This window comes from Rhizobacter sp. P2_H2 (assembly GCF_056403375.1).
Genome location: NZ_JBFUFP010000079.1, coordinates 1 through 11284 on the forward strand (window position 1 = coordinate 1; position 11284 = coordinate 11284).

Here is an 11284-nt window from a genome sequence, read left to right on the forward strand (position 1 = left end):
TCCTCGACGTGCGCGACGGCGTGCTGGTCGACAAGGAGGTGCCGATGCTCAACGCGCTGAACGAGGTGCTGCGCGACGACTACATCCGCGACTCGTCGGCCGGCGTGAACCGCTGGAACAAGGTGATCGAGAAGGCCGGCATCGCGTTCCGGCTGAGCGTGCCGCACAAGGCGTTCAATCGCCACATCGGCAGCTTCGCCGGGTTGCGCGTGAGCCCCGATGGCCGGGTGATCGGCGAGATCGAATGGCAGGCCCATGTGCGCGAATGGCTCGCGAGCGAGGAAGACCGTGCCTACGTCGCGTCGCTGATGGGCCGCGTGGTCGAGCCCGGCAAGTACGCGAACTGGATCGCGCCGCCGCCGATCGGCATCAACAAGCAGCCGGTCGACTTCGAGTACGTGCGCTTCAATTGAGGATGTGATGGAACCGGTCGTCTTCATCCAGCAGCACCTGATCGACCCCGAGGTCTGCATCCGCTGCAACACCTGCGAGGAGACCTGCCCGGTCGACGCGATCACGCACGACGACCGCAACTACGTCGTCGATGCGGCCATCTGCAACGGCTGCCAGGCCTGCGTGTCGCCGTGCCCGACCGGCAGCATCGACCACTGGCACCCGGTGCCGAAGGCGGCGGCCTACTCGATCGAGGCGCAGTTCGGCTGGGACGAGCTGCCGCCGAAGCAGGAGGTGCCGGCGCTCGCGCAGGCGCCGGCGGAGGCAGGCGGTGGCGTGGGTGTGTCGCCCGCGTCCGAGGTGCCGCCGCAGGCGAACGCCGCGGTGTCGCCCAGCTCGCCGCGGCCGCCGTGGTCGGCCGCGCATCCCTACCTGAACCTGCACACGCTGAAGAAGCCGGTGCAGGCGACGGTGGCCGGCAACTTCCGGCTGACCGCGGCCGACGCCGAGGGCGACATCCACCACCTGGTGCTCGATTTCGGCACGCAGTTCTTTCCGTTGCTCGAGGGCCAGTCGATCGGCATCGTGCCGCCCGGCGTCGATGGCGCCGGCAAGCCGCACTACCTGCGCATGTACTCGGTCGCGAGCCCGCGCAGCGGCGAGCGCGAGGGCTACAACAACGTGTCGCTGACGGTGAAGCGGGTCACGAGCGACCATGACGGCCGGYCGGTGCACGGCGTCGCGTCGAACTACCTGTGCGACCTGCGCAAGGGCGACACGGTGCAGGTCTGCGGCCCGTTCGGCGACCGCTTCCTGATGCCCAACCATGCAGGCTCGAACCTGTTGATGGTGTGCACCGGCACCGGCGCGGCGCCGATGCGGGCGATGACCGAGCACCGGCGCCGGCTGATGACGGCGGGCAAGCCGGTCTACGGCGGGCTGATGCTGTTCTTCGGCGCGCGCCGGCCGGAGGAGCTGCCGTACTTCGGGCCGCTGACCAAGCTGCCGGCCTCGTTCATCGACACCTCGCTCGCGTTCTCGCGCGTGCCGGGGCAGCCGCGCCGCTACGTGCAGGACCTGATGCGCGAGCGCGCCGCCGACATTGCCCTGCTGCTGCGCGGCGACACCTGCCTCTACCTGTGCGGGCTGAAGGGCATGGAGACCGGCGTGCTGGACGCGCTGGCCGACATCTGCGCCGGGGCGGGGCTCGACTGGCCGCTGCTGCACCAGCGGCTGGTGGACGAGGGGCGCTTCCACGTCGAGACGTATTGAGGTGTACGGGTATTTGCTGCTGTGACCGGCGGCCATTTGCTTAAGACTCATAACCATCCAGGCTTCAACCACCTCCGGTCGTGAGCACCTCCCTGTTGAACGTTTCGAGTGACGGCCCGGTCACCCACGTGCGCCTGGCGCGCCCCGCCAAGCGCAATGCGCTGAACGATGCGCTGATCGCCGAGCTGCAGCGCACCTTCGCCGGCTTCGATGCCGGCGTGCGCGCCGTGGTGCTGAGCGGCGAGGGCACGCATTTCTGCGCCGGGCTCGACCTGTCGGAGCTCGGGGAGCGCAGCGCCGCCGAAGGCATCCTGCATTCGCGCTCGTGGCATGCCGCCTTCGAGCAGATCCAGTTCGGCCGTGTGCCGGTGGTCGCGGTGCTGCACGGCGCGGTGGTCGGCGGCGGGCTCGAGCTCGCGAGCGCAGCGCACATCCGCGTCGCCGAGCGCAGCAGCTTCTACGGCCTGCCCGAAGGCCAGCGCGGGCTGTTTGTCGGCGGCGGCGGCTCGGCACGCATCCCGCGATTGATCGGCGTCGCCCGCATGAGCGACATGATGCTCACCGGCCGCGTGCACGATGCCGAGGAAGGCCAGCGCATCGGGCTGTCGCAGTACCTGGTCGACGACGGGCAGGGACTCGCGACCGCGTTCGAGCTGGCGCGCAAGATCGCGTCGAACGCGCCGTTGTCGAACTTCGCGGTGATGCACGCGCTGCCGCGCATCGCCGAGCAGGGCCAGGCGGCCGGGCTGTTCACCGAATCGCTGATGGCCGCGATCGCGCAGGCCGACGATGCGGCCAAGCAGCGCATGCGCGACTTCCTCGACGGCAAGGCCGGCAAGGTTGCGAAGTCATGAGCACCGCGCTGCCTCGTTATCGACGGGTGGCGCTCGGCGGCTCGCTCTCCGCACGCTTCACGCCGCGTGACGACGGCAGCCTGCGCATCGCATCGACCGAACCGCTGCTGCCGCACCCGCTGCGCCTGACCGATCGCCTGCAGCAATGGGCCGCGAAGGCCCCCGACCGCACGCTCGCCGCGAAGCGCGACGCGCAAGGCATCTGGCGGCACCTGAGCTACCGCGATGCGGTGCACGGCGCGCGCAGCATCGCGCAGGCGCTGCTCGACATCGGGCTCGGCCCTGAGCGGCCGCTGGCCATCCTCTCCGACAACGACCTCGAACACCTGCTGCTGATGCTCGGCGCGATGTGGGCCGGCGTGCCGTGCGCGCCGATCTCGCCGGCCTATTCGCTGCTGTCGCAGGACCATGCGAAGCTGCGCCACATCCTCGGGGCGCTGACGCCGGGGCTGGTGTTCGCCGCGAACGGCAGCGCCTACGCGCGGGCGATCGATGCGGCGCTGCCGGCCGGAACACCGCTCACGCTCGCCACCGGCGCGGTCGAGGGCCGCCATGCGCTGCAGTTCGCCGACCTGCTCGCGACGACGCCCACCGACGCGGTCGACGAGGCGCACGCCCGCGTCGGCCCCGACACCATCGCGAAGATCCTGTTCACCTCCGGCTCGACGCAGGCGCCCAAGGGTGTGATCAACACGCAGCGCATGCTGTGCAGCAACCAGCAGATGATCCTGCAGTGCTTCCCGTGCCTCGGCGAGACGCCGCCGGTGCTGGTCGACTGGCTGCCGTGGAACCACACCTTCGGCGGCAACCACAACGTCGGGCTGACGATCTGGAACGGCGGCACGCTGTACATCGACGACGGCAAGCCGACGCCGGCGCTGATCGGCCACACGCTGCGCAACCTGCGCGAGATCGCACCCACCGTCTACTTCAACGTGCCGAAGGGCTTCGAGGAGATCGCCAACGCGCTGGAGCACGACGCCGCGCTGCGCGACACGCTGTTCAGCCGCGTGCAGATGTTCTTCTTCGCCGGCGCCGGGCTCTCGCAGCCGGTGTGGGACCAGCTCGACCGGCTGGCCGAGGCTGCCTGCGGCGAACGCATCCGGATGCTGACGGGGCTCGGCATGACCGAGACCGCGCCGTTCGCGATCTGCGCCAACGGCGGCGACGTGCGCTCCGGCCACATCGGCCTGCCGGCACCGGGCATCGAGCTGAAGCTGGTGCCGAGCGGCGACAAGGCCGAGCTGCGCTACCGCGGGCCGAACGTCGCGCCGGGCTACTGGCGCCTGCCGTCCACCGCGCACTTCGACGACGAAGGCTTCTACGCGAGCGGCGATGCGGTGCGCCTGGTCGACCCGGCCGACCCGCAGCGCGGCCTCGCGTTCGACGGCCGCATCGCCGAGGACTTCAAGCTCGCGACCGGCACCTTCGTGTCGGTCGGCCCGCTGCGCGCCCGCGCGATCGCGGTCGGCGACCCGTGCGTGCAGGACGTGGTCGTCACCGGACTGAACCGCAACGAGATCGGGCTGCTGGTGTTCCCGCGCGCCGACCGCTGCCGGGTGCTCGCGGGCTTGCCGGCCGATGCGCCGCTCGCCGAGGTGTTGGCCGCACCGCCGGTGCGTGCGTTCTTCCAGCACTGGCTCGACGCGCTGCACGACACCGGCACCGGCAGTGCGACGCGCGTCGCCCGTGCGTTGCTGCTGGCCGAGCCGCCGGCGATCGACCGGGGCGAGGTCACGGACAAGGGATCGATCAACCAGCGCGCGGTGCTGGCCTGTCGGGCCGCGCTCGTCGAGCAACTGCACGCCGGCAGCGCACCCGGCCTCTTCGTCCCCGCACGCGCATGAGCGAATCCCGCACCACCACGCACACCGTCGCCGTGAACTTCGGCGACTGCGACCCGGCCGGCATCGTCTTCTTCCCGAACTTCTCGCGCTGGATGGATGCGGCCTCGCTGTCGTTCTTCATGCAATGCGGCGTGCCGCCGTGGCGCGTGCTCGAGAAGACGCGCGGCATCGTCGGCACGCCGCTGCTGGAGATCCACACGCGCTTCATCCAGTCGGTCACCTACGGCGAGACGATCCAGATCGAGACCTGCATCGAGGCCTGGCACGGCAAGGCCTTCGTGCAGTTGCACCGCGTCATGCGCGACGGCGAGCTGGTCTGCGAGGGCCGCGAAACGCGCATCTTCGTGACCCGCGATGCCACCGGAAAACTGAAGTCCATGGCAGTGCCGGATGACATCCGCGCGCTGTGTCAGGCAGCATCACGACCCCGAACGGAGACACCCCCATGAAGCACCTGAAGACCTGGCTGGCCGCTGCCGCGCTGGCCACCCTCGCGGCCGGCGCACAGGCCGACGTGACGATCGGCGTCAGCGTCCCGCTGACCGGCCCGACCTCGGCGCTCGGCATTCCGAGCAAGAACGGCATCAGCCTGTGGCCCGCGACGATCGCCGGCGAGAAACTCAACGTGATCGTGCTCGACGACGCGACCGACCCGACCGTCGGCGTCAAGAACGCGCGCCGCTTCGTCACCGAGGACAAGGTCGACCTCATCGTCGGTTCGTCGGCGACGCCGATCGCGATCGCGATGTCGGACGTGGCGGCCGAGGCGCAGACGGTGCAGCTGGCGCTGTCGCCGATCCCGCTGCCCGAGGGCAAGGGTGCCTGGACCTTCCGGCTGCCGCAGTCGACCGCGGTGATGGCGATCCCGATCGTCGAGCACTGGAAGAAGACCGGCGTGAAGACCTTCGGCTTCGTCGGCTACGCCGATGCGTACGGCGAGGCCTGGCTGAAGGACATCACCGCGCAGGCCACCGCGGCCGGCATCAAGAGCGTCGGCGTCGAGCGCTTCGCGCGGGCCGACACCAGCATCACCGGCCAGGCCTTGAAGCTGGTCGGCGCGAACCCGGATGCGATCCTGATCGCGGCCTCGGGCAGCGGCGCGGCGATGCCGCACAAGGGCCTGGTCGAGCGCGGCTACCCGAAGGGCAGGATCTACCAGACGCATGGCGCGGCCACGCTCGACCTGATCCGCGTCGGCGGCAAGGACGTCGAAGGCTCGTTCGTCTCGTCCGGCCCGGCGCTGGTGGCGCCCAAGCTGCCCGACAGCAACCCGAGCAAGGCGATCGGCATGCGCTTCATCGAGCAGTACGAGAAGGCGTTCGGTGCGAAGAGCGCGAACCAGTTCGGCGCGCATGCGTTCGATGCGGCGATCGTGCTCGAGAAGATCATCCCGATGGCGCTGAAGAAGGCCAGGCCCGGCACGAAGGAATTCCGCGCCGCGCTGAAGGAGGCGCTGGAGACGGCCGGCCGCATCCCGGTGTCGCAGGGCGTGCTGAACTACACCGCGGCCGATCACTTCGGCTTCACGCCCGACACCGGCGTGCTGCTGAAGGTCGTCAACGGCGACTGGGAAGTCGTCAAGTGACGCTGATCTGCCGCTGATGGACCTCTCGATCGCGGGCATCCTGCTGCTCGACGGCGCGACCAGCGGTGCGGTCTACGCGCTGCTGGCGCTCGCGCTGGTGCTGGTGTTCGCGGTCACGCGGGTGATCTTCATCCCGCAGGGCGAGTTCGTCGCGTACGGCGCGCTGACGCTCGCGATGCTGCAGATGGGCAAGCTGCCCGGCACGGTGTGGCTGCTGGCCGCGCTGGCCGTGCTGGCGGCGCTGCGCGATGCGGTCGCGGCCGCGCGCGAAGGCCGGGCCGCCGGCCGCATCGTGCGCGATGCCGGGCGGTCRCTGGCCGTGCCGGCGGCGGTGACGCTGCTCGCGCTGTGGGCCGCGCCGCGCCAGCTGCCGCTGCTGCTGCAAAGCCTGCTGACGCTCGCGATCGTCACGCCGCTCGGGCCCCTGGTCTACCGGCTCGCGTACCGGCCGCTGGCCGACGCGTCGGTGCTGGTGCTGCTGATCGTCTCGGTCGGCGTGCATTTCGCGCTGACCGGCCTGGGCCTGCTGTTTTTCGGCGCCGAGGGCTTTCGCAACCCGAGCTTCTGGGACGAGCGCTTTCGCGCCGGGCCGCTGATGCTGTCGGGGCAGGCGCTGATCATCTTCTTCGTCTCGGCCGCGCTGATCGTCGGGCTGTGGCTGTTCTTCGGGCGCACGCTGCAGGGCAAGGCCTTGCGTGCGACAGCAGTGAACCGGCTCGGCGCGCGGCTGATGGGCATCTCGACCGACGGCGCCGGCCGCTGGAGCATGGGACTCGCGGCCTTCATCGGTGCGCTGTCGGGCCTGCTGATCGGCCCGACCACGACGATGTTCTACGACACCGGTTTCCTGATCGGCCTGAAGGGCTTCGTCGCGGCGATCTTCGGCGGGCTCGCGAGCTACCCGGGCGCGGCGGCCGGCGCGCTGTTCGTCGGCTGGCTCGAATCGTTCGGCTCGTTCTGGGCCAGCGCCTACAAGGAGGTGATCGTCTTCACGATGATCCTGCCGGTGCTGCTGTGGCGCAGCTTCACGCACGGCGAATCCGATGACGAGTAGAAGCTGGTTCCTCGTTGCGTTCGCCGCTGTGCTGGCGCTGCTGCCGCAGTTGCCGGTGCCGGAGTTCTGGATCACGCAGCTGAACTACATCGGGCTGTACGCGCTGGTCGTGATCGGCCTCGTGCTGCTGACCGGCATCGCCGGACTGACCTCGTTCGGCCAGGCGGCATTCGTCGGCCTCGGCGCGTACAGCAGTGCATGGCTCACGTTGACTCTCGGCTGGTCGCCGTGGCTCGCGGTGTTCGGCGGGCTCGCGCTGACGGCGCTCGCCGCGCTGCTGCTCGGCTGGATCACGCTGCGCATGTCGGGCCACTACCTGCCGCTCGCGACCATCGCCTGGTGCCTGAGCCTGTACTACCTGTTCGGCAACCTGGAGGCGCTGGGCCGCTACGACGGCTTGCTCGGCATCGTGCCGATCGGGTTCTTCGGCCTGCCGCTGAACACCGGCCGCAGCTTCTTCTACCTGCTGTGGGCGCTGGTGCTGCTGGCGGCGCTGGCGGCCACGCAGCTGCTCGATTCGCGCAGCGGCCGCGCGCTGCGGGCGCTGAAGGGCGGCAGCACGATGCCCGAGGCGATGGGCATCGATACCTTCCGCGCGAAGGTCGCGGTGTTCGTGCTCGCGGCGCTGCTGGCGAGCCTGTCGGGCTGGTTGTTCGCGCACTTCCAGCGCAGCGTCAATCCGTCGCCGTTCGGCCTGAAGATGGGCATCGAATACCTCTTCATGGCGGTGATCGGCGGCGTCGGCCACGTGTGGGGCGCACTCGCCGGCGCGGCCGTCGTCAAGCTGCTGGAGGACCAGCTGCAGGTGCTGCTGCCGCGGCTGCTCGGTGGCAGCGGCAGCTACGAGGTGATCGTGTTCGGCGTGCTGCTGGTGGGGGTGCTGCAGTACGCGCGCGACGGGCTGTGGGCCGCGGTCGTCGCACGGCTGCCGCGGCGCGTGCGCCAGCGCGACTGGGCCGATGCGCAGCCGCTGCCCGAAGCGGCGCGGCCGCCGCACGGCGAGCTGGTGCTTGACGTGCAGTCGGTGCGCAAGGAGTTCGGCGGGCTGGTCGCGGTGAACGACGTGAGCTTCCAGGTGCGGGCCGGCGAGATCGTCGGGCTGATCGGGCCGAACGGCGCCGGCAAGTCGACCACCTTCAACCTGGTGAGCGGCGTGCTGCCGCTGACGCGCGGCGAGGTGCGGCTGCGCGGCGAGCGCATCGACGGGCTGCCGTCGCGTGGCATTGCACGGCGCGGCGTGTCACGCACCTTCCAGCACGTGAAGATGGTGCCGGAGATGACGGTGCTGGAGAACGTCGCGCTCGGTGCCCACCGGCGCGGACGGCGCGGCATGCTGGCGGCGATGCTGCGGCTGGACCGCGACGAGGAGCGCCGGCTGCTGCGCGAGGCCGAGCGCCAGCTGCAACGCATCGGCATGGCCGACCGCGCCGACGAACTGGCTGGCAACCTGGCACTCGGGCCGCAGCGGCTGATGGAGATCGCGCGCGCGCTGAGCGCCGATCCGTCGCTGCTGCTGCTGGACGAGCCGGCCGCCGGCTTGCGCCACCAGGAGAAGCGGGCGCTGGCCGAGGTGCTGCGGCAGCTGCGCGCCGAGGGGCTGTCGATCCTGCTGGTCGAGCACGACATGGACCTGGTCATGGACGTGAGCGACCGCATCGTCGTGATGGAGTTCGGCACGCGGCTGATGCAGGGCACGCCGGCCGAGGTGCAGGCGAGCGAGGCGGTGCGCGCGGCCTACCTGGGCACGGAGCACTGAACGATGGCGGCTCCAATGCTCGACGTTATCGACCTGCACGCCGGCTACGGCCGCGCCGAAGTGCTGCGTGGCATCCGGCTGCAGGCCGCAGCGGGCAGCGTCGTCACCGTGATCGGCCCGAACGGCGCCGGCAAATCGACGCTGTTGAATGCGCTGATGGGCGTGCTGCCGTCGCGCGGGTCCATCCAATGTCAGGGCAATGCGATCGACGCGCTGCCACTCGAAGCACGCGTCGACCGCGGCATCGCCCTCGTGCCCGAGACCCGCGCGCTGTTCGGCAGCATGCCGGTCGAGGACAACCTGCGACTCGGCGCGTGGCGCCTGCGGCAGCGTGGGCCGCAAGCCGCACGCGACGCGATGGAGCGGGTGTTCGCGCTGTTCCCGCGCCTGCAGGAGCGGCGCGGCCAGTTGGCCGGCACGCTGTCGGGCGGCGAGCGGCAGATGCTGGCGGTGGGCCGCGCGCTGATGGGCGAGCCCTCGCTGCTGATGCTCGACGAGCCGAGCCTCGGCCTCGCGCCGCTGGTGGTGCGAGAGATCTTCCGCACCATTGCCGCGCTGCGCGCGACCGGCGTGACGATCCTGCTGGTCGAGCAGAACGCGCGCGCCGCGCTGGAGGTGGCCGACCATGCCTACGTGCTGGAGATGGGCGAGATCGTGCTGCAAGGCCCGGCCGGCGAGCTGGCGCAGGACCCGCGCGTGATCGACACCTACCTCGGCGCGGCGCGCTCCAGCGGACCCCGCTGATGGTGGAGGCGCTCGACACCTCGCGGCTGGAGCACCTGGTCGGCTATGCGGCGACGCGGGCCTCGGTGCAGCTGAAGCGCTCGTTCGTGCGCCACCTCGGGCCGCTGGAGCTGAAGGCGGTGGAGTTCTCGATCCTGGTGCTGGTGGCGGCCAACGAGCGCGTGAACCAGAAGCAGCTCGGCCAGGCGCTCGACGTGTCGGCACCGAACATGGCGGTGACGCTGGACCGCATGGTCGAACGCGGCTGGGTGCAGCGGGTGCGCTGCAGCGACGACCGGCGCTCGCAGCGCATCGAGCTGACGCCGGCCGGGCGCAAGCTGACGGCGCGCGCCGAGAAGATCGCCGCGACGATGGAGGACGACGCGTTGGCGGTGCTGTCGGCGCGCGAGCGTGGGACGCTGATCCGGCTGCTGATGCGCGTCGCGGCCGGCGCCGGCTAGAGCGGCTGCAACTCCGGCCCGCGCAGCCCGACCAGCAAGGCCCGCCCGCTGTCGTCGACGCGGAACTCGCCGAAGCGCGCCCCCGACCAGCGCTGTGCCTCGCCTTCGCGGAAGAACCAGGCATCGGTGACGAGGATCCAGCGGCCGTCCTTCGGTGTCAGCTCGATGCGCAGTTCGTCGGCCGCGAGCGGCGTGCCGTTGTCGAGCCGCAGCAGCACCAGCACGCCACGCCCGTCGCGCCGCGCGACCGCATGCGGTCGCTGTGCGCGCAGCAGGTCGTCGTCGAGGCCCTGCTCCAGCGCGGCCGGCAGGCGGAAGTTCAGCCGCATGAAGTCGCCTTGCATCAGCGAGCGCGGATCGGCCGGCGCGAGCTCGATGAACACCGGCTGGCCGTGCGCGATCAGCGATTCCTTCTGCCAGATGGCGAGGTTCGCGACCCCCAGCACGGCAGCGGCGCAGACGGCGATGCCCCAGCGCTGCGGCCCGGTGGGGGCTGCGGCACGTGCTGCAATCCCGCTCGGCTCGCGCCGCGGCCTGCCCCAGCGCGCCAGCAACGCGAGCACCGCGCCGGCCGCCACCATCAGCAAGGCMTTGTGCGCGAGCGGCCAGGCCAGTTGGTAATAGAACGCGCCGATGATCCAGGCCGCGGCCACGCCGGCCGCGGCGGCCAGGCGCCAGCGCCGCGTGGTCGCGCTCAGCGCGAGCGCCAGCAGCACCGCGCCGAGCGTGGGCATCAGCCAGGCCAGCAGCGCGAGCACCGCGGCCACGCCGGCCAGCCACGGCTGCCGCAGTCCCGGCCAGCGATGCGCGGCCCACAGCGCACCCGCGACGGCCAGCGCCAGCGACGCGGCCTGCTGCAGCGAGCCGATCCAGCGGTGGCCGTCATCGACGCTGCGAGCCACATCGCCTGCGAAGCCGGTCAGGTTCGCGCCGACCAGGAAGGTCATGCCGGCCCACCACGCGAGGCCGCACAGCGTCGCGAGCAGCCAGCCGGCACTGAGCGGCTCGACGACGGCGGCGTGCACCGGTGCGATGCGGCGCACCAGCACATGCGCAGCCACCCAGGCCGCGGCGCAGCCGTGCCATGCGAGCCAGAACACGCCGAGGCGCGTGGCGTGCGAGCCGCGCCACGGGTCGATCGCCAGTGCGAGCGCCAGCATCACCGCCGCCAGTGCACCGAGCAGCGCGCGCAGCCAATCGGCCCGCACCAGCACCGCGACGGCGAGCGCCACCGTGCCGAGCGTCGCGAAGGCGAGGGCATCCGGCAGGTCGCGGAACAGCCCGAAGGCGAGCGCGCCGCCGCCGACGATCAGCCCCGGCACCGCGAGCTGCTCGACGA

Annotated in this window: 10 protein-coding genes and 1 pseudogene; 10 read left to right on the forward strand and 1 reads right to left on the reverse strand. The window is 71.1% G+C overall.

Annotation, left to right across the window (positions count from 1 at the left end):
• The 10 genes and pseudogenes from AC1D15_RS07560 to AC1D15_RS07605 form a co-directional block, all read left to right on the forward strand.
• Positions 1-413 (forward strand): annotated as a pseudogene (locus AC1D15_RS07560) (benzoyl-CoA 2,3-epoxidase subunit BoxB); the annotation flags it as partial.
• A gap of 7 nt (positions 414-420) precedes the next feature.
• Positions 421-1665, forward strand: a complete 1245-nt coding sequence (gene boxA, locus AC1D15_RS07565; protein ID WP_477825509.1) for a benzoyl-CoA 2,3-epoxidase subunit BoxA — start codon at positions 421-423, stop codon at positions 1663-1665.
• An 80-nt stretch (positions 1666-1745) separates the two neighbouring features.
• A complete protein-coding gene (locus AC1D15_RS07570) occupies positions 1746-2519 on the forward strand; it encodes a crotonase/enoyl-CoA hydratase family protein (protein ID WP_477825510.1) in 774 nt (257 codons plus the stop codon).
• Complete coding sequence (locus tag AC1D15_RS07575; RefSeq protein WP_477825511.1) at positions 2516-4366, forward strand: feruloyl-CoA synthase; 1851 nt, start codon at positions 2516-2518, stop codon at positions 4364-4366. The genes AC1D15_RS07570 and AC1D15_RS07575 overlap by 4 nt, the downstream gene beginning before the upstream one ends.
• Positions 4363-4815, forward strand: coding sequence for an acyl-CoA thioesterase (locus AC1D15_RS07580; protein WP_477825512.1), 453 nt, complete (start codon positions 4363-4365; stop codon positions 4813-4815). The genes AC1D15_RS07575 and AC1D15_RS07580 overlap by 4 nt, the downstream gene beginning before the upstream one ends.
• Entirely contained in the window at positions 4812-5951 is a 1140-nt protein-coding gene (locus AC1D15_RS07585; protein ID WP_477825513.1) for an ABC transporter substrate-binding protein, read from the forward strand. The genes AC1D15_RS07580 and AC1D15_RS07585 overlap by 4 nt, the downstream gene beginning before the upstream one ends.
• Before the next feature lie 16 nt (positions 5952-5967).
• Complete coding sequence (locus AC1D15_RS07590) at positions 5968-7005, forward strand: branched-chain amino acid ABC transporter permease (RefSeq protein ID WP_477825514.1); 1038 nt, start codon at positions 5968-5970, stop codon at positions 7003-7005.
• Positions 6995-8761, forward strand: a complete 1767-nt coding sequence (locus tag AC1D15_RS07595; protein WP_477825515.1) for a branched-chain amino acid ABC transporter ATP-binding protein/permease — start codon at positions 6995-6997, stop codon at positions 8759-8761. Before AC1D15_RS07590 ends, AC1D15_RS07595 begins: the two co-directional genes overlap by 11 nt.
• A gap of 3 nt (positions 8762-8764) precedes the next feature.
• On the forward strand, positions 8765-9505 hold the full coding sequence (locus tag AC1D15_RS07600) for an ABC transporter ATP-binding protein (protein WP_477825516.1): 741 nt from the start codon (positions 8765-8767) through the stop codon (positions 9503-9505).
• Positions 9505-9945, forward strand: a complete 441-nt coding sequence (locus AC1D15_RS07605; protein WP_465110718.1) for a MarR family winged helix-turn-helix transcriptional regulator — start codon at positions 9505-9507, stop codon at positions 9943-9945. Before AC1D15_RS07600 ends, AC1D15_RS07605 begins: the two co-directional genes overlap by 1 nt.
• Here AC1D15_RS07605 and AC1D15_RS07610 read toward each other — a convergent pair.
• On the reverse strand, positions 9942-11284 hold a 1343-nt coding region (locus AC1D15_RS07610; protein WP_477825517.1), incomplete at its 5' end, for a GDYXXLXY domain-containing protein. The genes AC1D15_RS07605 and AC1D15_RS07610 overlap by 4 nt on opposite strands.

What these genes read in the sequence shown, in the direction of transcription:
- AC1D15_RS07600 (WP_477825516.1), top strand. Translation starts at nt 8,765, where the DNA reads ATGGCGGCTCCAATGCTCGACGTTATCGACCTGCACGCCGGCTACGGC.
- AC1D15_RS07580 (WP_477825512.1), top strand. Translation starts at nt 4,363, where the DNA reads ATGAGCGAATCCCGCACCACCACGCACACCGTCGCCGTGAACTTCGGC.
- AC1D15_RS07595 (WP_477825515.1), top strand. Translation starts at nt 6,995, where the DNA reads ATGACGAGTAGAAGCTGGTTCCTCGTTGCGTTCGCCGCTGTGCTGGCG.
- AC1D15_RS07575 (WP_477825511.1), top strand. Translation starts at nt 2,516, where the DNA reads ATGAGCACCGCGCTGCCTCGTTATCGACGGGTGGCGCTCGGCGGCTCG.
- AC1D15_RS07585 (WP_477825513.1), top strand. Translation starts at nt 4,812, where the DNA reads ATGAAGCACCTGAAGACCTGGCTGGCCGCTGCCGCGCTGGCCACCCTC.
- AC1D15_RS07605 (WP_465110718.1), top strand. Translation starts at nt 9,505, where the DNA reads ATGGTGGAGGCGCTCGACACCTCGCGGCTGGAGCACCTGGTCGGCTAT.